Here is a 22,042-nt window from a genome sequence, read left to right as displayed (position 1 = left end):
CGTGCGGACGCTCGGCGAGGCCCGGCGGCTACTCGCCGCCGCGGAGGTCGGCGAGCAGGCCGGGCAGGTCGTCGGGCTTGACCAGCACCTCCCGGGCCTTGGACCCCTCGCTCGGGCCCACCACGTTGCGGCTCTCCAGCAGGTCCATCAGCCGTCCGGCCTTGGCGAAGCCCACGCGCAGCTTGCGCTGGAGCATCGACGTGGAGCCGAACTGGGTCGACACGATCAGCTCGGCGGCCTGGATCAGCAGGTCGAGGTCGTCGCCGATCTCCTCGTCGATCTCCCGCTTCGCGGTGGCGGGCGCGGCGACGTCCTCCCGATATTCGGCCTGCATCTGGGCCTTGCAGTGGCCGACGACCTCCGCGATCTCCTTCTCGGAGATGAAGGCGTTCTGCAGCCGCATCGGCTTGCTCGCGCCCATCGGCAGGAACAGCGCGTCGCCCTGCCCGACCAGCTTCTCCGCCCCCGGCTGGTCGAGGATGACCCGCGAGTCGGCGAGCGAGGAGGTCGCGAACGCCAGCCGCGAGGGCACGTTCGCCTTGATCAGGCCGGTCACGACGTCGACGGACGGCCGCTGGGTGGCGATGACCAGGTGGATGCCGGCGGCCCGGGCGAGCTGCGTGATGCGGACGATCGAGTCCTCCACGTCGCGCGGCGCGACCATCATCAGGTCGGCCAGCTCGTCCACGATCACCAGCAGATATGGGTACGGCTGGTAGACGCGCTCGCTGCCCGGGGGCGGCACCAGCTTGCCCGCGCGCACGGCCTTGTTGAAGTCGTCCACGTGCCGGAAGCCGCTGGCCGCCAGGTCGTCGTAGCGCCGGTCCATCTCGCCCACCACCCACTCCAGGGCCTCGGCGGCCTTCTTCGGGTTGGTGATGATGGGCGTGATCAGGTGCGGGATGCCCTCGTACGAGCTGAGCTCCACCCGCTTGGGGTCGACGAGCACCATGCGGACCTCATCGGGCGTGGCCCGCATCAGGATCGAGGAGATCAGGCCGTTGATGCAGGTCGACTTGCCCGCGCCGGTGGCGCCGGCGATGAGGATGTGCGGCATCTTGGCCAGGTTGGCCACGATCGTGCGGCCCTCGACGTCCTTGCCCAGCCCGACGATCATCGGGTGGTGGTCGGCCTGGGCCACCTGCGAGCGCAGCACGTCGCCGAGCGACACGAGGTCCTTGTCGACGTTGGGGATCTCCACGCCGATCGCCGACTTGCCGGGGATGGGAGACAGGATCCGGACGTCGGCCGACTTGACGGCGTAGGCGATGTTCTTGGTGAGCGCGGTGACCTTCTCGACCTTGACGGCCGGGCCGAGCTCGATCTCATACCGGGTCACCGTCGGGCCCCGGGTGAAGCCGACGACCTGCGCGTCGATCGCGAACTGCTCCATCACGCTGGTCAGCGCGTTCACGACCGTCCGGTTGGCCTTGGTCTCCTGTTTGGGCGCGCTGCCCGGCCGCAGCATCGCCAGGTCCGGCAGCGTGTAGGGCCCCTCCTGGCTCGACAGGACGAGCTGCTCCACCTTGCGCGGCGCGGGGGTCGGCAGCGGGGGCTGGGGCGCCGGCTTGGGCGTCTCCGGCTCGGCCGGCTCCACGATGTCGTCCACGAGGCCGGGGACGATCTCCGGCGAATGGTCCTTCTCCGCCAGCACCGGCGTGTCGTACGGCTTGACGGTGTCGCCGCCCTCGGGCACGTCGCGCCCGCCGCCCGGCTGCTTGCGCGTGCGCTTCCTCGGCGGCGCGGGGGCCCTGCGGGGCTCCCCGTTCTCGTCCGGCCGCTGGAAGAGCATGTGCTGGATCTCGGCGAGCCGCTCGGGGATGCGGTGGATCGGCGTGGCGGTGATCACCAGCAGGCCGAAGCCGGACAGCATCAGCAGCAGCGGGATCGTGATGAACGCCGGCAGGATGCTCGACGGCGGAGCCGAGACGATGAACCCGATCATGCCGCCCGCCGCCGACACGTTGTCCATGCCGTCGTCTGGACCCCCGGAGGGGTACGGCGTGCCGTGGGCGACGTGCACGATCCCGAGGATCCCGGCCAGCAGCGCGGTCCAGCCGATGCCCATCCTGCCGGTCTCGGAGTTCTGGTCGGGGTGGCGCAGCAGCCGCCAGGCGAGCAGCGCGAGCAGCACCGGCGCCGCCCAGGTGAGCGAGCCCACCGTCCCGCGCACCACGGCGTCGACGAACGCGGCGAACCCCGTCTTGGTGTCCCGCCAGGTCAGGGCGGCGAGCACGATGGCGCCTGCGAGCACCGCCAGCCCCTGCCCGTCGCGGCGGTGCGCGGGATCGAGGTCGCGGGCGCCCTGTCCGAGTGCCCGGGCCGCCGCCCCCACGCCGTTCGCCAGCAGCATCCACATGCCGATGACGAGCTTGCCGATCACGAGGAAGAACCAGCTGACCGGATCCTGGCCGGTGGCGACGGGCCGTTTGGGCGCGGATCTGGGGGCCGGCCTGCCTCGGGAACCCGACGGGGATCGCTTGGTGGAAGCCGTACGGGATCCGGAGCGCGACGCGGGGCGCTTGCCGGACCCCTGTCCGGACGTACGGGTGGCCATGATGCCGAAGTTACCCCGGATGCGGGCGATTGCCGGGGCGGCGCGCCGGGAGGCCACCCGATGAAGCGCCGCCCGGCCGAGCGCGCCGCACACGACAGCGGCCCGCGAAGCACCGCCCGGCCGAGCGCGTCCTACGAGGCGCCGCCCTCTGGGGCGCTGGAGGGCCCGCGCCGCCCGTCGAGGAGCGCGCTCACCCGCCTGCGGCCGTCCTCATTGGCCGGCACCTGCAGCACCAGCAGGAGATCGGGGTGCTCCGCCGGCCGCAGCTGGAACATCTCCAGGTCGAGCCGCCCGATCTCGGGGTGATCGATGGCGACCGTCGCGGGCCTGAAGCGGCGGACCGGGTAGTCCGCCCACCACTCCCGGAACTCCGGGCTGACCTCGCTCAGCGCCGTCACCAGCGCGGTGAAGGCGGGGTCGCCCTGCCGGTGTCCCATCGCGGCGCGGAACTGGCTGATCAGGGCGCGGGCGGCGCGTTCCCAGTGGACCATCCGGGCGCGGTTGCCGGGGTCGGTGAACATCATCCACAGCAGGTTCCGCCGGTCCGGCGGGAGCGTCAGCGGATCGTGGCGGAGCAGGGTGTAGGGGGTGTTCCAGGCCAGGTAGTCGAAGCGCGCGTCGTACACGCAGGCGGCGTTCGGAGCGGCGGCGTCCACCAGGCGCCGCAACCGGTCCCGGGGCCGCTCCCCCTCTCCTGACGGCGTGTCCGGCGGGGCCAGCCCGGCCAGATGGCGCAGGTGCCGGTGTTCGTCGGGATCGAGCAGCAGCGCACGGGCCAGCGCGTCGATCACCTGCGCCGACGCCGAGATGTCCCGTCCCTGTTCCAGGTAGGTGTACCAGGTGACGCCGACGCCCGAGAGCTCGGCGATCTCCTCACGGCGCAGGCCGGGGGTGCGGCGCAGGGCCGGATCGCCTTCCGGCAGGCCGACGTCGGACGGGCGCAGGCGGGCCCGCCGGGCGCGGAGGAACGCACCGAGCTCTGCCCTGCGGCTCGACGTCCTGGAGCGGCGGTCGGGTCCATGACTGGCAGCACGAGTGCCAGGACCGCCGGACGCCGCCTCGTTATCGTGACGCCCATGATCCCTCACACCGCGAGTCTGCCATGGAGGCATACGCCATGAGCGATCCCGTACTGGTCGTCGGAGCCACGGGCCGGCAGGGCGGCGCCGCCGCGCGCCGGTTGCTCGCCCGGGGCCGGAACGTACGCGCCCTGGTGCGCGACCCGGGCGGTTCCGCCGCCAAGGCGCTGGAGGAGTCGGGGGCGGAACTCCTCGTCGGCGACCTCGACGACGAGGAGTCGCTGCGCCGCGCGATGCGGGGCGTGGACGGGGTCTTCCTGGCGCTGACCATGATGCAGGGCCCGACGATCACCGTCGAAGGCGCCGCCGCCGAGGAGCGGCGGGGCCTGACGGTGGCCCGGCTGGCCGCGGAGATCGGCACGGGACACCTCGTGTACAGCTCGGTCCCCGGCACGGACCACCAGTCCGGAATCCCCCACATCGAGAGCAAGGCGCGGATCGAGCGCGAGATCCACGAGCTCGGGCTGCCGGCGACCATCCTGCGCCCGGTCTCCTTCATGGAGAACTTCAGCACCTACAACCGGCCGAGCCTGGAGGACGGCACGCTGGTCGTACGGCTCCCCATGGATCCCGGGACGCCGATGCAGCTGATCAGCGTCGAGGACATCGGGGTGTTCGCCGCCCTCGCCTTCGAGCGCCCCGGCCAGTACCTCGGCCGCACCGTCGATCTGGGCGCCGACGAGCCCACCCCGTCGGAGATCGCCGCCACGTTCGGCCGGGTGTGCGGCCTGCCGGCCCGCTTCGAACGGACGCCGATCGAGCACGTGCGCGCGTTCGACCCGTGGGTGGCCCGGATGTTCGAGTTCTTCGAGGAGCACCCCGCACAGGTCGATCTGCCTGCCCTGCGCGCCGAGCACCCCGGATTGATGACCCTGGAGACGTGGCTGCGCGCCACCGGCTGGAAAGCGTGAGGTGCGAGGACATGACCGATGGACTGTTACTTCCGCCGGGAGGCGGCGACTCGATCCAGGCGATGACGCTGAAGGTCGGCGCGGAGCAGGCGGCGGCGTGGTCGGTCTTCGAGGCCGTGGTCGCCCCGGGTTTCGACGTCGGGGCGCACCTGCATCACGAGGCGGAGGAGATGTTCTACGTCATCGACGGCGAGCTCGACCTCCTCGCCTTCCATCCGGCGGACTCCGAGACGGGCTCCGACTGGCGTTCCTGGCGGTCGGAGGCCGGCGCCGAGGTGCTGCGGGGCGGGCCCGGGAGCTTCATGCACGTGCCGGCCGGATGCCCCCACGCGTTCTTCAACCCCGGCAGTGAACCGGCCCGGATGCTGTTCATCGTGACCCCCGCGGGTCACGAGACCTACCTGCGGGAGCTCACCGGGATGCTGGCCTCGGGACCGCCGGACCCGGCCGAGATCACGGCGCTGCGCGCCCGGCACGACATCCACCAGCTGACCCCGCTCACGAACCGCGCCTGACCACGCTCGCCCCCGGCGCGCGGTGGCGCACCAGCCTCGCGGCGAACCCCCGTACGCGTGGTCCGTGCCTGCGGACCCACGCCCTCACCCACACGGCCTGGTAGGCGACCACGACCCCCAGCGTCAGCAGGGCGTCGGCGGCGTCGACCAGGCCGTCGTGATGCAGCAGCACGCCGAGGGACCTGGCGATCAGCGCGACCGTGAACGGGACGGAGATCAGGAGGAAGACCCCGAGGCAGAGCCCCGTCCCGGCGACGAGGAGCACGCTGTAGAACCGGACGAACCGGCGCTGCCGCGGGTCCAACCCGGTGAGCGGCTCCGCGGTGGGCCTCCGTACGGCGCGGCGAAGCAGGTGCAGCAGGAAGGCGGCGGCGTCGGCGTAGAGGTTGCGGCAGCGCGCCAGGTCCTGGAGCAGGAAGTAGAGGTCGGTGCGCATGAAGACGAAGAACTGCAACGCCAGCCCCGTCATCTCGGTGAGCGCGATGACCGACAGCAGCGTGTTCGTGCCGGACAGCGCCATCGTCAGCAGGCAGGCGGCGAGCACGCTCGCGTCCACCGCCATCCCCGCGAGATAGACGGTCAGGCGGACCCGCCGCTCGGCGAGCCAGACGCCGGAGACGTCGGTCTGCGCGGCCAGGAACTGAAGGCGCGTGTCGATCCGGATGCGGCCGGGGACGCCCGCGGCCCGCGCGGTGAGGAGGTGGGCGAGCTCGTGGAGTGAGACGAGCACGGCCACCACGGCGATCTCGCTCAGCAGGACCACCGTGCCGTGGTCGCTCCAGAGCAGGGCATGCCACCGGGGAACGACGCCGGGCCGCAGCACCGCCGCGACGACCCCGCCGAGCACGAGCAGGCCCAGCAGGCAGTGCAGCAGGGGGCTCAGCGTCCACCGCACCATTTCCCGCGTTATCCAGGGAAGCGACGGCGCCGGGGCGCCGGTGTCGGCGAAGACCCGGTCGCCGATCGAGGCCACCATCCCCACGGCCGCCAGGTCGTCCACGAATCCGGACACGTCGAGCTCCACCCCGAGCTCGGCTCTCAGCTCCTCGCGCGCCGCGCGGATCGTCCGCCCGCTGCCGAGCAGTTCGATCGCCCGTTTGCCGGCGTAGGGCACCTCGATGCAGACGCCCGTGTCGACGCGGCCGACGATCCATCCGTCCTCGTCCTCGCGGAACCCGAGAGGACGCAGCCGGACGTGCGTCATCGCGCTTGCGCGTCCGTCCGGGGCGGCGGAAGCGGGACGACCCGCTTCTCCACGTAGGCCGGCAGGTCTTCGCCCCGCTCGTACAGCGAGGAGACGACCGACGTCCATGCGGCGACGGCGTCGGCGTCGTCTATCCGGCGGGCGCCGGCACACGCGCCGCGGTCGTCGTAGCGCACGTGGTACATGTGCCTGCCGGGAAAGACGACGAGCTCCGGGAGGGGACCGTCCGCCTCGAGGCCCGCCAGCTCACCGGCGTCCAGAACCCTGCCGCGCTCCCCCAGGCGCGCGCGCAGCGCGAGCAGGTGCAGCTCCCACTGCAGATATGCGGTGAGCGGCGTCTCGACGATCCGCAGGCGGCGCAGCTCCCCCCGGGCCGGAAGGTCCGCGGCGATGGTCTCCCGCGCCTCTTCCAGCAGTTCGAGCGAGCGGTGCCAGTCTCCCGCGCGCATGGCCTTCCAGCTCGGGTTCTCCCCTTCGTCGAACGTCTGGGCGCGCTCCAGCTTCCAGATCACACCGTCGACGTCGTGGAAGACCTCAAGGAAGTCCGCCGCGTACTCCCGCATGGGCAGCATCGTGCCCGGCACGGCCTCGGGCCGGGGTATTTTCATGCCTCACCGTCATTCGTATTTCGCATGACGATGGTCCGGACGGCGACTCGGAAATCGACCATCCGGACCATCACCGGTCAGCTATTCGAGTTTCCGCTGTACGACTGCGTCGTCTCGATCTTGTCGAGCAGCCGGAACGAAATCTTTCCGGCCGCGTCCTCGGTCTCGGCGGAATCCTGCACCGCCGGCTCCTGTCGCTCCATTTCCACCCCCTTTCGTCGCGACAACTCACGACACTAAGCCGGGGCATTTCAGGCGTCAACCGCTGATTTCCGTTCCCTTTTTCCCCGCACCGCGCAGCCGGCGCATTCCGGCGACGCCGCATAGTGCGTGTACACATGCTGTTCGGGGGCGATCAGATTTATCCCGGTGACATGACTGCGCAGCGTCGCCGGAATTCCGGTCACCATCGAGATCACGGCCTGCGCGGTGAGGTGTCCGGAAATGCCGGCGGACGGCGCCAGCACTCCCGGCCCGCCGAGGTCGACGTGGACCCCCGGCTCCAGCGACGCCTCGATCGCGGCGGTGAGGCATTCGTAGCAGGGCCCGCCGGCGGCGAAGACCCCCACGCTGACGAGGGGACCCCGATAGCCGCCGACCGCCCACGGCACCCCGGCCATCAGGCATGCCCGGTTGGCCCAGATCCGGATGCTGTCCTGGCCGCGAGGTTCGTCGGCGCACAGGGCGAGCGCGTCGAACCCGGCCAGCAGCGCGGACACGTCCGCCCTGCTCTCGACGGCGCGGGTCTCCCCGGTCACGCGCACACCCGAGTTGATCGCCGTGAGGCGTTCGACCACCACGTCGGCCTTCGGTCTCCCGATGTCGGCCTCGGTGAACAGCGCCTGCCTGGTGAGGTTGGACACCTCGACCACGTCGCGGTCGACGCAGTGGATCCTGCCGACCCCCGCGGCGGCCAGCGCCCAGGCGGCGTGGCTGCCGGTGCCCCCGAGCCCCAGGACCAGCACGCGTGCGCGCTTCAGCGCGACCTGCGCCTCCCATCCATGGGCCCGGGGCACGAGATCCACCCAGCGGAAGAACGCCTTGTTCCGCGAATATCGCTCCGTCTCGGCCGCGCTGAGGTCACCCGGCGGCGGGGCCGCCGCGTCCTCCAGGTAGCCCGATCGCAGCAGCAGGTCCACCACGCCGGCGGCGTCCACCCGCTTCATGCCGGGAAACAGACGGCACAAATGATCGGCGACGTCGGCGGGCGCGCGGGTCCCGTCCATCGCCGACAACGCGGCCCACGCGTGACCATGCGGATCCGATATCTCCGCGGCGATTCCATAAATGGAGCCGCCGATGCGAATCCTGTCGCGCCCGATCCTGTACGGCCGGTGCTCGGCCTTCACTTTCGGCAGGCGCAAGCCGACCTCCATCGGCCCGAGGAGACGATCACGACACCGGGAACTTATCAGCGCGAATTGCCGCCGGTCAATGTCTATTCGCGAATACGCCGAAGACCGGGAAGAATACGGTGCGGAACGGCCCGCCGATCCGGCCGGCCCCAAAATAATCGCCACGCCCGGACGAATTCTAGATTTCTTCTATATGCGGGCGCCCCGCACGCATGTGCGTGCGGGGCGCCGCCGACGTGTCAGAAGGCGCGGCGCTGCCGCATGGCGGAGCGCTCGATGCGCTCACGTGCCTCCAGCAGGCAGGAGGCGATCTCCTTCTCCCGCTCGGGCGTGAGGCGCGGGATCGGCACCGAGCAGCTGATGGCGTCGCGCGGCGGGTCGCTGATGTGCAGCGCGACGCCGAAGCAGCGCAGCCCCTCGGTGTTCTCCTCACGGTCCACCGCGTAGCCCTGCTTGCGCACCCGGTGGAGGTCGACCAGCAGCTCGTCGGCGTCCACGATCGTGTTGGCCGTCAGCGCGGGCAGCTCGGCGGGCAGCAGCGCGCGGACCTCGTCGTCGTCGCGGCTCGCCAGGATGGCCTTGCCGAGCGACGTGGTGCTCGCCGGCAGACGGCGGCCCACCCGCGAGAACGGCCGCAGGTAGTGCCGCGAGGCGCGGGTGGCGAGATACACGATGTCGAAATGGTCGAGACGGGCGAGGTGCACCGTCTCGCCGGTGACCTCGGCCAGCCAGTCCAGCGCGTCGTGCGCGAGCTGCACCACCGGGTCGCCGTCGATGTACGTCGCCCCGACCAGCAGAGCCCGCATGCCGATCCGGTAGAGCGTGCCGGTGACGTCGGTCTCGATCCAGCCGAGGTCGACCAGCGTGCGCAGCAGGGCGTGCAGGCTGCTCTTGGGGTAGCCCAGCTTGCCCTGTAGGTCGGTGAGGCTGTGCAGTCCGGGATACTGCGCGAAGAAGTCGAGCAGCTCGACCGTCCGGAGTGCCGACTTCACGTGCGGCACGGGTTCCGCCATGTGTACCTCCCTGACCCGCCTGTTCCGCCTCCTATTGTGAGCCGGTTCCCCAGGAGGCGACCGTACGGGAGGCGATGTAGTCCATATCCAGATCATCCCCTAGTCCGGGAGTGTCCGGCATCCGCACCTTTCCGCCGGAGAGCGGGTCGACGATCGACCGCAGGTGCGGGGCGGGCGTGTCGTAGTCCGAGTGCGGGTGCAGCAGTCCCCGTTCGTACCACTGCCCGCAGAGGCTGGCGCCGATCACGGCGAGCGCGCCGGAGCCGTTGCCGTGGATCTCGCAGTCCATGCCGAACGACTCGGCCAGGTGAACGGCCTTGATCGCCGGGATGATGCCGCCGGAGCCGACCACGCCGACCCTGAGGATGTCGCAGGCCCCCGCGGCCACCCACTCCGCCCGCGCCATGTGCTTGCCCCAGGAGGTCTCCGGCCCGAGGATCGGCGTCCTGAGCTGGTCGGCGAGCCATCGGTACGACTGCACCGACGCCTCCTCCATCGGCTCCTCGTACCACGCGAAGTTCAGCTCGTCCAAGGCCCGGCCGAGGGTCAGCGCCTCGGAGCGGGAGTACCAGTGGTTGCTGTCGAGCATGAGCGCGACGTCCGGGCCGACCGCCTCCCGGACCGCGGCGCACGCCTCGATGTCGCGGTCCACGCCGTACGGCATGGGCGGCATCCAGGTGTGCAGCTTGATCCCGCGGTAGCCGCGGGAGACGAGCTCCTTGGCGAAGGCGGCGTAGTCGTCGGGGGTGGCCAGGCCGCCGGGGATGTCGTCGCCGCACATCGTGCTCGCGTAGGCGGGCACCTCGGAGCGGGCTCCGCCGAGGAGCTTCCAGACCGGCAGGCCGAGCTTGCGCCCGGCGAGGTCCCACAGTGCCTGGTCGACCGCGCTGAGCGCCCGGTCGGACAGGTTGCCCTGGGCGCCCCGCTGCCGGCGGGCGACGCGGTGCCACAGCCGTTCGCGGTCGAGGCTGTCCTGACCGATCAGCGCCGGGCCGATGTGGCCCGTGATCACCGCCTCCCTGACGGTGTCGGGCGCCGCCAGGCAGTATCCGGTCGCGCCGTCGCTGTCGGTGACGGCCAGCAGCGCCTCCCGCACCTCGCGGGGCGGGCCGGGGTGCCGGTGGCCGTGGCCGTCCACCACGGACTTGGTGACCGTGGCGAAGACCGTGACGATGACGCGTTCGACGACCGCCATGACCTCTTCCTCTCTGTCGGTGTGGAGGGGCCGGAGGGCCGGTGCGCGGTCAGGTACGCACCGGCCCGGTCCCGGGACGCGGCGGCGATCGTCAGCCGCCGGTCGCCTTCTTCCATTCGGCCTGGGCGTCGGTCAGCTTCTGCGCCAGGGTGTCGAGGAACTCCTGGGGCTTCATCTGGCCGAGCAGCACCTTCTGGAAGAGCGGCTCGGTGTCGGCCTTGGTGATGGAGGAGAACTGCGGCAGGTAGTAGGGCGGCGACACGACCTGGGTGTTCGGGTCGCTCAGCGTGTCGACGGCCGTCTTCAGGTGCTCCAGGCCCTGCACCCAGGAGTCGCCCTGCGCCTCGGTGTTGGCCGGGATCTGGCCCGTCTGCTCGTTCCAGTAGCTGTTGCCGTCGTGGGAGACCAGGAACTCCACGAACTTCCAGGCGGCGTCCTTGTGCTCGCTGTTCTTGAACACCGCGAAGCCGTCCACGGGGTTGGCGACGATGGTCCGCTTGCCGCCGGGACCGGTCGGCAGCGCGAAGGCGCCGATCTTGTCCTTGCCGTGCGCCTTGACGTGGTCGTTGTACGAGCCCAGGTTGTGGTGCATCATCGCGATCTTCCCCGTGCCGAACTGGGCGACCATCTTCGGGAAGTCGTTGGTGACGTCGGCCTCGGGGGTGTCCTTCTTGTACAGCCCGGCCATCTTCGTGAGGAACTCGGCGTTCTTCGGGTCGTTCACCGTGCTCTTGCCCGAGGCGTCGAAGAACTCGGTCACGCCCGAGTAGGAGTACATCTCGGCCAGGATCTGGAAGATCGAGCCGGCCCCGCCGCGGATGGTGTAGCCGTACTCGTCGGGCTTCTTGGTCAGCTCGTCGGCGTCCTTGAAGAACTCGTCCCAGGTGTCCGGCGCCTGCTGGAGCTTGTCCTTGAGGTACCACACCACGTCCATGTTGGAGGTGTTGGGCACCAGGTAGAGCTTGCCGTCCGGCACGGTCTTGCGGACCGAGTCGAGCATCGACGTGGCCAGCTTGCCGTTCACCGAGCTCTTGGCCAGCCACTCGTCCGCCGGCTCCAGCGCCTGCTGGCCGGTCAGGTTGGCCAGGTACGACGTGGTGACGCCGCCGACGTCGGGGGTGTCCCCGCCCGCGATGGCGGTGTCGTACTTCTGCTGGACGGAGGCGATCGGGACGCCGACGTACTCGACGTGGATCGAGGGGTTGGCCGCCTCGAACCGCTTGATCAGCTCCTGATAGATCGGGGTGCGGGCGCCCCCGTTGTTGTCCCAGAACGTGATGGTCGTCTTGCCGGAGCCCTCGCCGGAACCCGAGTCCGACCCACATCCGGTAACGGTGACGGCCAGAACGGCGAGCGCCGCCCAGGCCACTTTCATCTTCATGGTTCCTCCTGCTTACGACAGGCTGCTCTCGACAGTTCTCTGGGGGTGCTATCCCTTGACCGTCTCTGGGGGTGCTATCCCTTGACGGCGCCGGCGCTGATGCCGTGCACGAGATAGCGCTGGACCACTGCGAACACGCAGACCACCGGCAGGGCGGCGACGACGCCCCCGGCCGCCAGGGCCCCGAAGTCGGCGCTGTACTCCCCGATCGTGTAGCTGAGCCCGACCGGGATCGTGAAGCTGTCCTGCTTGCTGACGAACATCAGCGCGAACAGGAAGTTGTTCCACGTGTGGATGAAGGCGAACGACCCCACGGCGATCAGGCCGGGCCGCAGCTGCGGCAGCACGATCGCGAGGAAGCCGCGGAACCGGGTGCAGCCGTCGACCATCGCGGCCTCCTCGACCGTGAACGGCACGGCCGAGATGAACCCGCTCATCAGGATGATCGACAAGGGCAGGTTGAAGACGGTGTCGGCGACGATGAGGCTGGCCAGGCTGTTGATCAGGCCGAGCGACTTGAAGATCGAGAACAGCGGGATCAGCATCATCGCGCCGGGGATGAACTGGGTGCACAGCAGCACGACCATGAACAGGCTCCGGCCGCGGAACCGGTAGCGCGACAGGGCGTAGCCGCCCATGACCGCGATGACCGTGGTGACCAGCAGCGACCAGACCCCGACGATCACGCTGTTCTTGAAGAACACCGCGTAGCCGATGTCGTTCCAGACGGTCTCGAAGTGCTCGAACGTGATCGGCCACGGCACCGGGTCGGTCGAACCGGCCGGCCGGAGGGCGAACACGAGCATCCAGTAGAACGGCACGAGGGTGAAGACCAGATACAGCCCGAGAGGGACGTAGAGCCGCAGCACACGGCCGGGATCGCGTCTCCTCCGCCTGCGGGCCCCCTGGGGCAACGCTCGCGTGCGCGGGCGGGTCATGACGTCGGCGCTCATCGCGAAACCCCTCGCCTCTTCATCGTTCCCCGCCGAACCGGCTGAGCCGGAGGTAGAGGATGGAGCAGAACAGCAGGATCACGAAGCCCGCCATCGTCAGCGCCGAGCCGTACCCGAAGTCCTTGGAGTCGACCGCCCGCTGGGCGACGTACAGCGGCAGCGTGGTCGTGACCTGCGCCGGGCCGCCGCCGGTGAGGGTGTAGAGGAGGTCGACGTTGTTGAACTCCCAGACCCCGCGCAGCAGCGTGGCCAGCACGATCGCGTCCCGCAGGTGCGGCAGCGTGACGTGGAGGAAGCGCCTGACGCGCCCGGCGCCGTCCACCGCCGCCGCCTCGTAGAGCTCGCCGGGGATGCCCTGCAGGCCGGCGAGCAGGAGGATCGCGAAGAACGGCACGCCGCGCCACAACTCGGTCACCACCACGGCGGGGAAGACCGTGTCGGGGTTGCCGAGGACCGCCGCCTCGGGCTGCCCGAGGAAGCGCAGCACGCCGGTGCTCGGCGTGTAGAGCAGGATCCAGATGCCCGTCGTCAGCACTCCGGAGACTGCCCAGGGCGAGAAGACCAGCGACCGGGCGAGCCCCCGTCCGATGAAACTTTCATTGACGATGAGGGCCAGGGCCAGCCCGAGGATCAGCTGGAGGCCGATCTCGGCGACCACCCATTTGGCGGTGAACCCGAGGCTGTGCCAGAAGACCTCGTCCTCGAACAGCATCTGCCGGAAGTTGCCGAGCCCGGCGAAGCCGTCCGCCCATGGCCGGGTGAGGTTGCGGTGCTGCAGGCTGTAGTACGCGACGCTGGCGATCGGGTAGACGAGAAACGCGGCGATGAGCGCGACCGTCGGCGAGATCAGCAGGTACGGCACGGCCTTGCGGCGCATCGTCGTCACCGGCGCATCTCCTCTGCGACTCTTGCCGGAACCACAGCCAAGACATATTCCTGAACGTGGTTCACAAACGTGGACGGATCCACGGTGATGTTCGGGCCGCATCCCTGTCAAGGATCCGTGTCCTATTCGAAACATTCGCTCTCTTCGGGGTGCGCGTCTTGACCGCGCGCCGCCGCGCGCCGTACGGTCCCGGTGTTCACGAATATGAATCACGTTCAGATGGATGACGGAGGAAGCCGGTGACAATCGACGGCCTGCTGTTCTTCCCGGTCACGCCCTGCGACGAGGAGGAGCGGCTCGACCTCGAGGTGTTCCGCCGGCACGTGCGGCAGGGTGTCGAGGCGGGATGCGGAGCGGTGTTCGCCTGCTGTGGCACCGGCGAGTTCCCCACGCTCAGCCTGCGCGACTACGCCGCCTGCGTGGCCGCGGCCGTCGAGGAGGCGGCCGGGCGCGTCCCGGTGGTCGCCGGCACCGGCTACGGCACCGCGATGGCCCTGGAGTTCGCCAGGGCGGCCGAGGACGGCGGGGCGTCGGCCCTGCTCGCGCTGCCGCCCTACCTCCTGCAGGCGGGCCAGGACGGCCTGCGCCGCCACTACGAGGCACTCGCCGACGGCGCCCGGCTGCCGATCATCCTCTACCAGCGGGACAACGCGATCTTCGAGCCGGAGACGGTCGCGGCGCTCGCGCGACACCCGGGCGTCATCGGGCTCAAGGACGGCTACGGCGACCTCGGCCTCCTGCGCCGGATCATCGAGGCCGCCCCGCCGGAAATGCTCTACTTCAACGGCCTGCCGACGGCGGAGCTGTCCCAGCTCGCGTACCGGGACCTCGGAGTGGTCCGCTACTCCTCCGCCGTCTTCTGTTTCCTCCCCGACCTCGCGCTCGCCTGCTACCGGGCGATGCGGGACGGCCGCGACGACGTCGCGAACCGTCTGATCGAGGGCTTCTACCGTCCCCTGGTCGACCTCCGCAACGAGGGCCCGGGGTACGCCGTCTCGCTCATCAAGGCGGGCGTTCGCCTGCGTGGTCTGGACGTGGGACCCGTCCGCCGGCCGCTGTCCGATCCCAGCCCCGAGCACCTCGACAGGCTCGCCGGGCTGATCGGCCGCGGCCTCGCCCTTCTCGAAGAACTGGAGCGGTCGCCCGATCCGGCCTGAGCGCCGGCGACACGTACGACTCGTCTCGGGGGAGCGACCGCGGAACGGAGACAGTCATGCCCGGAAGATCCCTACTCCTGTCGGCCGCCCTCGCGATCACGGCCGCCGTCCCCGTGCTGGGAGCGGGCCCCGCCGGAGCGGTCACCCCGCCCGCCGGGAAGCCGGCCGACATCGGGCGGCAGACGCTGCCCTCGGGCGACGGCTGGGCCTCGTCCGGCACGGGCACCACCGGCGGCGCGGCGGCCCCCGCGTCGAACGTCCACGTGGTCACCGACCGCGCGGGCCTGGCCGCGGCGCTCGCCTCCCCCGGCCCCCGCATCATCTATGTCAAGGGCGTCATCGACGTCGACAAGACCTGCGCCGACTTCGCCACCGGCGGCTACACCCTGGCCGGCTACCTCGCGGCGTACGACCCGGCGGTGTGGGGACGCGACACCGAGCCGTCCGGGCCCATGGAGGACGCGCGGGCCGCCTCCGCCGCTGCGCAGACGAAGTACATCAAGCTCAAGGTGCCGTCCGACACCACCATCGCAGGCCTGCCGGGAGCGACCATCCGGCACGTCAACCTGCACGTGGACAAGGCCGACAACGTCATCATCCGCAACATCCGTTTCGAGGACGCGGCCGACTGCTTCCCCCAGTGGGACCCCACCGACGGCGACGAGGGCAACTGGAACTCGCTCTACGACAACATCTCGGTCACCGGCTCGACCCACGTCTGGATCGACCACAACACCTTCACCGATGGGGACAACCCCGACTCCGACCAGCCGCTCTACTTCGGGCGGCCGTACCAGGTGCACGACGGGCAGGCCGACATCACCAACGGCTCCGACTTCGTGACCGTGTCGTGGAACAAGTTCTCCGACCACGACAAGACCATGCTGATCGGCTCGACCAACAACCCCGCGACCGACCGGGGCAAGCTCAGCGTCACCGTGCACCACAACGAGTTCTCCGGAAACCTGCAGCGGCTGCCCCGCGTGCGGTTCGGCAAGGTGCACGTCTACAACAACTACTACCAGGTGCCCGACGCCGAGCCCTTCGAGTACGCGCTGGGCGTGGGCGTGGAGTCGCAGATCTACGCCGAGAACAACTACTTCCGGCTGAGCCGGAGCGTCGACCCGGCCGACCTGCTCTACAACTGGGGCGGCACGACGCTGACGGCCAAGGGCAACCTGCTGCGGGTCGGCGGCAAGGAGACGCCGATCGACCTGGTCTCCGTCTACAACGCGAAGAACGACCCCGACCTCGGCGCCGACGCGGGCTGGACGCCGGCCCTGCACACGGGGATCGACCCCGCCGCGAGCGTGCGCAGGGAGGTCTCCCGGCACGCCGGGGCCGGCGAGATCCACTGACGGCCGGCGGCGCGCGACCCCTGTACGCGACTGTGCGTGCCAGGCGCGCGGCCCCTGTGCGCGCGCACAGGGGCCGCGTGCAGAAGCCGCGTGCAGAAGCCGCGTGCAGAAGCCGCGTGCAGAAGCCGCGTGCAGAGGCGGTGTGCGGAGGCGGTGTGCGGAGGGGCCGCGTGCGGAGGAGCCGCGCGCACCCTCGTCAGGGCGGGCCGAGGCGGGACAGCGGCAGCCCGAGCTGGAGATACAGCTCAAGCTGGTCGAAGAAGATCTGCTGGTCGACGATCAGGCCGTCCTGCACGGTGAAGAACCAGCCGCACCGCACGCTGACGTACCGCCAGGAGCCGTGGAGCTCCTCACCCGTGGTGAGCGGGAAGGGCCCGGTGTGCCTGCCGGTCCCCACCGTGGTGACCGCCGCGACGTCGCCCTCCACGACCTTCCGCAACACCGTGACGTGCAGGTCGGGGAACGCGCTCCAGATCGCGGTGTGGTAGGACGCCACCTCCGAACGGCCCTCCACCGGGCCGCCCGGCCCCACCGCGACGGGCTTGAGGCAGAAGCACCCCATGACCTCGTCCAGGTCGTGGGCGTTGTACGCACTGAAGTATCGGTCAACCACGTCGGCCACGGCGAGACCCCCGATGCTCGCACCTGGTTGTCCAGGCTATCGAGACGCCGGCCCTTCACCTCGGGCGGGCGTCCGGAGCGAGCAGGCGGGCCAGCACCTCCTCCAGCCGGCGTCCCGGCCGCCCTCCGCGGGGGCTCTGCTTCGACCGCCAGGCGACGAAACCGTCGGGCCTGACGAGGGTCGCGCCGGTCCTCGTGATGCCGTACGCCTCGCAGAACCGGCCTTCGGGATCACGCAGATCGACGCCGATCCGGTGGACGTCCAGCCCGGCGCGGCCCGGGGCCTCCGCGGCCCACTCCGCGCCGTCCGGGCCGATCAACAGGGTGAACGCTCCGGTGAACAGGTCGAGCGTGGACAGCCTGGTCCCCGCGCGCTCCAGCCATACGTGCGGCGCCCGCAGGCCCGGACGCCCGCCGGGCGCCCGCGGGTCCTCGGCCGGCGCCTCGGGCGCGGGCGTCTCCGGGATGATCGCCGGGGAGTCGTAGCGGTACCCGAGGATCATGGTCAGGTCGTCGATCGCGGTGACGTCCTCGCCGGTGCCTTCGTGGCGACCGGCGAGGTGCCGCGTCGCGGTCTCCAGCGTCAGCAGCGCGACCGGCCGGCGCTCGGTCTCGTAGGTGTCCAGCAGCGCGTCTCCCGCCCGGCCGCCGATCACCGCGGCGAGTTTCCACGCCAGGTTGTGCGCGTCGGCGATGCCGGTGTTCGCGCCGTACGACCCGGACGGCGGCACGACGTGGGCGGCGTCACCGGCGATGAACACCCGCCCGGCCCGGTATCGGTGGGCGACCCACCCGCCGACCGTGCTGTGGGAGACCTTCCACGGCCATCCCGGCACCGGGGGCACGAGCGTGAGGTCGAGGTCTTCCACCCCGGTCGCGAGGCGGGCCAGCTCGGCGCAGCGCCCCTCGGAGAAGTCGCCGGGGGTCTCGCCCGGCCGGTAGGGCACGCCGAGCATCCACCGCCCGGGGGTCCGCAGCGGCACGAGCACGGTGCCGGTGACCGGCCGGTCGAGGTAGGCCAGCAGGAACCGGCGTTCCCGCAGCACGGCGGTGAGGTCGGCGTCGAAGACGAAGTACGCCACGTGGGTCACCGGTCCCGGCTGGTCCGCGCCGATGCCGAGCCGGCCGCGCACGCCGGCGCGGTGACCGTCGGCGGCGACCAGATAATCGGCGCGGACGCATCGGTCGGCGCCGGTGCGCAGGTCGCGGACGACGGCCGTCACACCGTCGTCGTCGGCGTCGAAGGAGACCAGCTCGGTGCCGAAGCGGATGTCCGCGCCGCCGCTCTCGGCATGGCAGCGCACGATCCGTTCGAGCTCGTCCTGGTCGATCATCGCCCAGTCGGCCGGGCCGACCGATGACGGCGGCCGGACGTGCGCGAGCAGGTCCACGCGGAAGCGCTCCCGGCCGGCCAGCGTGTCCGCGCCGATCATCTCCGGAAGGCCGGCGAGGATCGACTGCCGCCCGCGGATCTCCTCCTCCAGCCCGAGCGAGCGGTAGATCTCCATCGAGCGCGGGTTGAACGCCCGCGCCTGCGGTGTGATCGCCGTCGACGGATGCCGTTCGACCAGCATCGGGCGGACCCCGAGGCGGGTGAGGAAGAGCGCGGCGGACAGGCCGGTGATGCCTCCTCCCACGATGAGAACGGCGGTCCTGTCGTCGTACGGCGTGGTCATGGGTGCGTCCTCCCGTTCGGAACCTGTCGCACCCATAATCAACCGTCTATAAAATTGTGTCAATCAGATGGTTGATTGTGTTGAATGGATGGATGACACTGTCAGCGCTACGATCGGATCATGTCCACGCCGAAGCCCCGCAGATCGCCCAAGCCCCAGGAACGGCAGCGCGACCCGGAGCGCACCCGCGGGCTCATCCTGGACGCGGCCACGGCCGAGTTCGCCGCGCACGGCTACGCGGGCGCCCGGCTCAGCGCGATCGCCACCAGGGCCGGCGTCAACCAGCAGCTGATCTCGTACTACTTCGACGGCAAGGAGGGCCTCTATCGGGCCCTCGGGGAACGCTGGCGGCAGCGTCAGGGCGAGCTCGTGTCGCCCGCCACGCCGCTGCCCGAGCAGATCCGCAGGTACGCGCTGGAGGCGCTGGACAACCCGGACGGTGTCCGGTTGCTGGCGTGGAGCGGCCTGGAGTACGCGGGGCCGCACACCGATCCCGACCAGGCGCCGCGTTCCGAGGCGCTGCGGGGCTACGTGGACGAGGTCCGCGCCCGGCAGGCGGCGGGCCGGCTGCCGGACGAGGTCGATCCGGCCTGTCTGAGCATCATGCTGATGGCCGCCGCCATGGCCCCCGTCACCCTGCCACACGTCGTCGAGGGCGTCTGCGGAGCCGATCCCCACTCCCCCGAGTTCGTCCGGCACTACGCCGAGCAGGTCTCCCTGGTCGCCCGGCTCCTCGGGCTCGGCCCCGAACGGCACCCCGAAGACCGGTCGGAACAGCGACCCGAAGACCGGTCGGAACAGCACAAGGAACAGCGGGCCGAATAACAGTCCGCGCCGCTCCCCCAGAACGGGAGCGGCGCGGTAGCGAACACGCGGCGACGAGCGCGGTGGTGTCAGACGCGCAGGCGGCCGTCCACGCGTTGCGGCACGCCGAGGGGGTTGTCGTCGCGCAGCTCCGGCGGCAGCAGATCCGCCGGCCAGTCCTGGTAGGCCACGGGGGTGGTCCAGCGGCTGATCGAGGCCGCGCCGACGGAGGTGTGCGCCGGGGCCGTGGAGGCGGGCCAGGGGCCGCCGTGGTGCATCGCCCAGCAGACGGCGACGCCCGTGGGCCAGCCGTTCCAGATGAGCCGCCCCGCCAGGCGCCGCAGCACCGGCACGAGATCGCGGGCCTCCTCCGGCCCGGCCGCGTGGATGGTCGCGGTCAGCGACCCGGGCAGCCGGCGCAGCACGGCGGGCAGGTCGGCGGCGTCGCGATAGCGGATCACGATCGCCGACGGGCCGAAGCACTCCTCCGCCAGCTCGGGCAGCCCGTCCGCGAACGCCTCCAGGTCGGCGGCGAAGACCTGTGGGGTGATGCCGTCCACCTCGCTTCCGCCGGCCAGCACGGGGAGCCGCTCGGCCAGCCGGCCGGACGCCCGCAGGTAGCCCTCGCGGATCTTGCCGGTCAGCATGGGCCCGCCGCTGGTCGCGCCGACCGCCTCGGCGATGGCCTCCTCGAACCCGCCCTCGGCCGGTACGAAGACCAGGCCGGGGTTGGTGCAGAACTGTCCCACCCCCAGCGTGAGCGAGGCCGCGAACCCGGAGGCCACCTCGGCGGGGCCGGCCGACGGCAACACGACGACCGGGTTGACGCTGCCCAGCTCGCCGTAGAACGGGATGGGGTCGGGCCGCTCGTCGATCAGCCGCTGGATGGCCGTGCCGCCCGCGAGGGAGCCGGTGAAGCCGACCGCCGTGACGAGCGGGTGCTGCACCAGCGGAGCCCCCGCCTCGAACCCGTGCACGAGCCCGAGCAGGTCGGGGTCGGGCAGGGCCTGCCGTACGACGGAGGCGGTCAGGTCGGAGGTGCGGGGATGCCCCTCGTGGGCCTTGACCACGACCGGGCAGCCGGCCGCGAGCGCCGACGCCGTGTCGCCGCCCGCCACCGAGAACGCGAAGGGGAAGTTGCTGGCCGCGAAGACGGCCACGACGCCGAGCGGGTGGTTCATCCGCCGCAGGTCGGGCCGGGGCGGGGTGGCGCCGGGGTCGGGGTGGTCGATCACCGCCTCGACCCAGCCGCCGTCCCGCAGAACGTCGGCGAACAGCCGGAACTGCGCGGCCGTACGGGCGATCTCGCCGCGCAGCCGCGCCTCCGGCAGCCGGGTCTCCTCCGCGGCGGCAGGCCACAGCTCCTCGGCGTGCTTGAGCAGGGCGTCGGCGACACTTTCGAGCACGGTGGCTCGCTCGGCCGGGGGCGTCGCCCGCCACGCCTCGCCCGCCGTCGCGGCTCGCTCGACCGCCGCCTGTACGGAATCGATCACCTGATCGGTCACCTCACTTTTCCGCCGTCAGATTCCCGACATCGTAACGGGGACCGCAGAACGCCCCGCCGACCAGGGAGTGCGGCAGCTCGCCGAGATCGGGCTCGCCGTGCTCGGCGATCAGCTTCTCGGCGAACACCTCCGAGTCGTCCTTGGGCTCGTAGCCGATGGCCCGGCCCTCCTCCAGCGACCACCAGCGGCGTGTGTTGGCGGACACGCCCCACACCACGTGGAAGCCGTCGGCCGCAAGCGACGCCTCGACCAGCCGCGCGCAGTCGTCCGGGGACAGCCAGGTCGACAGCATGCGCACGTCCCTGGGCTTCTCGAAGCACGAGCCGATGCGCAGGCAGGTCACCTGGATGCCGTAGCGGTCGTGGTAGAGGGAGCCGAGCGCCTCCTTGGTCACCTTGCTCACGCCATAGAAGGTGTCGGGGCGCGGGAACAGGTAGTCGGGCGCCTCGCCCTCGCCGCGCGGGTGGAACCCGACCGCGTGGTTGCTGCTGGCCAGCACGACGTGGCGCACTCCGGCCCGCCTCGCGGCCTCCAGCACGACGTAGGTGCCGTTGATGTTGACCTGCAGGATGTCCGCCCACGGCTGTTCGACGCTGTGGCCGCCCAGGTGCAGCACGGCGTCCACGCCGTCCATCGCCGCTTCCATCGCGGCGGGGTCGGTGATGTCGGCGGTCACGGCCTCCTCGCCCGGGCCCGCCTCCAGCGGGACGACGTCGAGCAGGCGCAGCACGCGCCCCTCTCTGGCCAGCCGGGGTCGCAGCAGGGTGCCGACGCCGCCCGCCGCGCCGGTCATGAGAATTCGCATGTGCCTCCTGTCGGATCGGCCCTGCATGGAGCGCGGCCCCGGTGATGGGGATCTTGGTGCCCGCGCCGGTGCGCGGCGCTCCGTGATCGTCCAAGCGACGTATGGACCGTGTCGATGCGGAACGGCGTCAGTCTCGCAGCAACCCACAAATGTTCACAAGCACGTGCATGGTTCACATATCTGACCTGACATCTCTCCTTGACGCAACTGATGCCAATTTCTACGGTCTTGCTAGCGAGCAATCACAATTGCGGGGCCGATTCAGAACGTGAACCACCCCCAACACGTGAACCGGAGGCGGGCACATGCCGCGTCATCTGTCCGATCGGCGCACGCACCCCCCGCACTCACTCCCTGCACTCGCCCCCCGCACTCACTCCCTGCACTCGCCCCCCGCACTCGCCCCCTGCACTCGCCCCCCGCACTCGCCCCTGCCGCCGGCAGCCTGGCTCCGGAGAG

The 22,042-nt window shown here is 70.9% G+C and carries 20 protein-coding genes; 5 read left to right on the top strand and 15 right to left on the bottom strand.

All coding sequences use genetic code 11. The annotated features are described in order from the left end of the window. Positions 1-28: 28 nt before the first annotated feature. The gene (locus tag OHB01_RS21570) at positions 29-2,557 is read right to left on the bottom strand and encodes a DNA translocase FtsK (RefSeq protein WP_147943382.1); all 2,529 of its coding nucleotides are present in this window, start codon (positions 2,555-2,557) and stop codon (positions 29-31) included. Between the two features lie 131 nt (positions 2,558-2,688). Further along, on the bottom strand, positions 2,689-3,645 hold the full coding sequence (locus tag OHB01_RS21565; protein WP_205830690.1) for a helix-turn-helix transcriptional regulator: 957 nt from the start codon (positions 3,643-3,645) through the stop codon (positions 2,689-2,691). Positions 3,646-3,674: 29 nt separating this feature from the next. On the opposite strand from OHB01_RS21565, the gene OHB01_RS21560 reads away from it, so the two are divergent. Both OHB01_RS21560 and OHB01_RS21555 read left to right on the top strand, forming a co-directional pair. After that, positions 3,675-4,547: an NmrA/HSCARG family protein gene (locus tag OHB01_RS21560; protein ID WP_240971802.1), complete on the top strand. Its 873-nt coding sequence runs from the start codon at positions 3,675-3,677 to the stop codon at positions 4,545-4,547. Positions 4,548-4,558: 11 nt separating this feature from the next. Then, positions 4,559-5,062: a cupin domain-containing protein gene (locus OHB01_RS21555; RefSeq protein ID WP_142649877.1), complete on the top strand. Its 504-nt coding sequence runs from the start codon at positions 4,559-4,561 to the stop codon at positions 5,060-5,062. Here the strand turns inward: OHB01_RS21555 and OHB01_RS21550 are convergent. From OHB01_RS21550 to OHB01_RS21510, 9 genes are all read right to left on the bottom strand, one after another. After that, positions 5,046-6,266 carry a hypothetical protein gene (locus tag OHB01_RS21550; protein ID WP_142649878.1) on the bottom strand — a complete coding sequence of 407 codons (1,221 nt, stop codon included), beginning with the start codon at positions 6,264-6,266 and terminating at the stop codon, positions 5,046-5,048. The two genes, OHB01_RS21555 and OHB01_RS21550, sit on opposite strands and share 17 nt — an antisense overlap. Continuing rightward, positions 6,263-6,874 carry a DUF6879 family protein gene (locus tag OHB01_RS21545; protein ID WP_142649879.1) on the bottom strand — a complete coding sequence of 204 codons (612 nt, stop codon included), beginning with the start codon at positions 6,872-6,874 and terminating at the stop codon, positions 6,263-6,265. Before OHB01_RS21545 ends, OHB01_RS21550 begins: the two co-directional genes overlap by 4 nt. A 77-nt stretch (positions 6,875-6,951) precedes the next feature. Beyond that, the gene (locus tag OHB01_RS21540; RefSeq protein WP_260617399.1) at positions 6,952-7,077 is read right to left on the bottom strand and encodes a hypothetical protein; all 126 of its coding nucleotides are present in this window, start codon (positions 7,075-7,077) and stop codon (positions 6,952-6,954) included. Positions 7,078-7,125: 48 nt separating this feature from the next. Then, a complete protein-coding gene (locus tag OHB01_RS21535) occupies positions 7,126-8,238 on the bottom strand; it encodes a HesA/MoeB/ThiF family protein (RefSeq protein ID WP_328853892.1) in 1,113 nt (370 codons plus the stop codon). A 230-nt stretch (positions 8,239-8,468) separates the two neighbouring features. Continuing rightward, complete coding sequence (locus OHB01_RS21530) at positions 8,469-9,242, bottom strand: IclR family transcriptional regulator (protein WP_142649881.1); 774 nt, start codon at positions 9,240-9,242, stop codon at positions 8,469-8,471. A 31-nt stretch (positions 9,243-9,273) separates the two neighbouring features. Beyond that, positions 9,274-10,437, bottom strand: coding sequence for an enolase C-terminal domain-like protein (locus OHB01_RS21525; protein ID WP_328709504.1), 1,164 nt, complete (start codon positions 10,435-10,437; stop codon positions 9,274-9,276). Between the two features lie 91 nt (positions 10,438-10,528). Next, positions 10,529-11,818: an ABC transporter substrate-binding protein gene (locus OHB01_RS21520; protein WP_142649883.1), complete on the bottom strand. Its 1,290-nt coding sequence runs from the start codon at positions 11,816-11,818 to the stop codon at positions 10,529-10,531. Between the two features lie 74 nt (positions 11,819-11,892). After that, on the bottom strand, positions 11,893-12,771 hold the full coding sequence (locus tag OHB01_RS21515; protein WP_142649884.1) for a carbohydrate ABC transporter permease: 879 nt from the start codon (positions 12,769-12,771) through the stop codon (positions 11,893-11,895). 19 nt (positions 12,772-12,790) lie between these two features. Beyond that, positions 12,791-13,648 (bottom strand): carbohydrate ABC transporter permease, encoded by an 858-nt coding sequence (locus OHB01_RS21510; RefSeq protein WP_142649963.1) that lies wholly within the window; start codon positions 13,646-13,648, stop codon positions 12,791-12,793. Positions 13,649-13,896: 248 nt separating this feature from the next. On the opposite strand from OHB01_RS21510, the gene OHB01_RS21505 reads away from it, so the two are divergent. Beyond that, positions 13,897-14,814, top strand: a complete 918-nt coding sequence (locus OHB01_RS21505) for a 5-dehydro-4-deoxyglucarate dehydratase (RefSeq protein ID WP_142649885.1) — start codon at positions 13,897-13,899, stop codon at positions 14,812-14,814. Positions 14,815-14,870: 56 nt separating this feature from the next. Further along, on the top strand, positions 14,871-16,172 hold the full coding sequence (locus OHB01_RS21500; protein WP_328853891.1) for a pectate lyase: 1,302 nt from the start codon (positions 14,871-14,873) through the stop codon (positions 16,170-16,172). Between the two features lie 196 nt (positions 16,173-16,368). Here the strand turns inward: OHB01_RS21500 and OHB01_RS21495 are convergent, their stop codons facing one another. Both OHB01_RS21495 and OHB01_RS21490 read right to left on the bottom strand, forming a co-directional pair. Further along, on the bottom strand, positions 16,369-16,794 hold the full coding sequence (locus OHB01_RS21495; protein WP_168066247.1) for a nuclear transport factor 2 family protein: 426 nt from the start codon (positions 16,792-16,794) through the stop codon (positions 16,369-16,371). A 55-nt stretch (positions 16,795-16,849) separates the two neighbouring features. Beyond that, positions 16,850-18,469, bottom strand: coding sequence for an FAD-dependent monooxygenase (locus OHB01_RS21490; RefSeq protein ID WP_328853890.1), 1,620 nt, complete (start codon positions 18,467-18,469; stop codon positions 16,850-16,852). Positions 18,470-18,589: 120 nt separating this feature from the next. Here OHB01_RS21490 and OHB01_RS21485 point away from each other — a divergent pair, with 120 nt between their 5' ends. Continuing rightward, positions 18,590-19,294, top strand: a complete 705-nt coding sequence (locus OHB01_RS21485) for a TetR/AcrR family transcriptional regulator (protein ID WP_142649889.1) — start codon at positions 18,590-18,592, stop codon at positions 19,292-19,294. A gap of 68 nt (positions 19,295-19,362) precedes the next feature. Here the strand turns inward: OHB01_RS21485 and OHB01_RS21480 are convergent, their stop codons facing one another. Beyond that, positions 19,363-20,766 carry an aldehyde dehydrogenase (NADP(+)) gene (locus OHB01_RS21480; RefSeq protein ID WP_312845768.1) on the bottom strand — a complete coding sequence of 468 codons (1,404 nt, stop codon included), beginning with the start codon at positions 20,764-20,766 and terminating at the stop codon, positions 19,363-19,365. Between the two features lie 13 nt (positions 20,767-20,779). Next, positions 20,780-21,583, bottom strand: coding sequence for an NAD-dependent epimerase/dehydratase family protein (locus OHB01_RS21475; RefSeq protein ID WP_142649891.1), 804 nt, complete (start codon positions 21,581-21,583; stop codon positions 20,780-20,782). Between the last annotated feature and the right edge of the window lie 459 nt (positions 21,584-22,042).

It is taken from the genome of Microbispora hainanensis, assembly GCF_036186745.1.
GTDB lineage: Bacteria > Actinomycetota > Actinomycetes > Streptosporangiales > Streptosporangiaceae > Microbispora.
Note: the sequence above shows the minus strand (reverse complement) of the source record. Positions and strands in the feature narration are given on the sequence as shown.

Bases quoted from the DNA above. Each gene is read 5' to 3' on its own strand.
- OHB01_RS21570 (WP_147943382.1), bottom strand. From the start codon at position 2,557: ATGGCCACCCGTACGTCCGGACAGGGGTCCGGCAAGCGCCCCGCGTCG.
- OHB01_RS21560 (WP_240971802.1), top strand. From the start codon at position 3,675: ATGAGCGATCCCGTACTGGTCGTCGGAGCCACGGGCCGGCAGGGCGGC.
- OHB01_RS21555 (WP_142649877.1), top strand. From the start codon at position 4,559: ATGACCGATGGACTGTTACTTCCGCCGGGAGGCGGCGACTCGATCCAG.
- OHB01_RS21550 (WP_142649878.1), bottom strand. From the start codon at position 6,266: ATGACGCACGTCCGGCTGCGTCCTCTCGGGTTCCGCGAGGACGAGGAC.
- OHB01_RS21545 (WP_142649879.1), bottom strand. From the start codon at position 6,874: ATGAAAATACCCCGGCCCGAGGCCGTGCCGGGCACGATGCTGCCCATG.
- OHB01_RS21540 (WP_260617399.1), bottom strand. From the start codon at position 7,077: ATGGAGCGACAGGAGCCGGCGGTGCAGGATTCCGCCGAGACCGAGGAC.
- OHB01_RS21530 (WP_142649881.1), bottom strand. From the start codon at position 9,242: ATGGCGGAACCCGTGCCGCACGTGAAGTCGGCACTCCGGACGGTCGAG.
- OHB01_RS21525 (WP_328709504.1), bottom strand. From the start codon at position 10,437: ATGGCGGTCGTCGAACGCGTCATCGTCACGGTCTTCGCCACGGTCACC.
- OHB01_RS21520 (WP_142649883.1), bottom strand. From the start codon at position 11,818: ATGAAGATGAAAGTGGCCTGGGCGGCGCTCGCCGTTCTGGCCGTCACC.
- OHB01_RS21515 (WP_142649884.1), bottom strand. From the start codon at position 12,771: ATGAGCGCCGACGTCATGACCCGCCCGCGCACGCGAGCGTTGCCCCAG.
- OHB01_RS21510 (WP_142649963.1), bottom strand. From the start codon at position 13,648: ATGCGCCGCAAGGCCGTGCCGTACCTGCTGATCTCGCCGACGGTCGCG.
- OHB01_RS21500 (WP_328853891.1), top strand. From the start codon at position 14,871: ATGCCCGGAAGATCCCTACTCCTGTCGGCCGCCCTCGCGATCACGGCC.
- OHB01_RS21490 (WP_328853890.1), bottom strand. From the start codon at position 18,469: ATGACCACGCCGTACGACGACAGGACCGCCGTTCTCATCGTGGGAGGA.
- OHB01_RS21485 (WP_142649889.1), top strand. From the start codon at position 18,590: ATGTCCACGCCGAAGCCCCGCAGATCGCCCAAGCCCCAGGAACGGCAG.
- OHB01_RS21475 (WP_142649891.1), bottom strand. From the start codon at position 21,583: ATGCGAATTCTCATGACCGGCGCGGCGGGCGGCGTCGGCACCCTGCTG.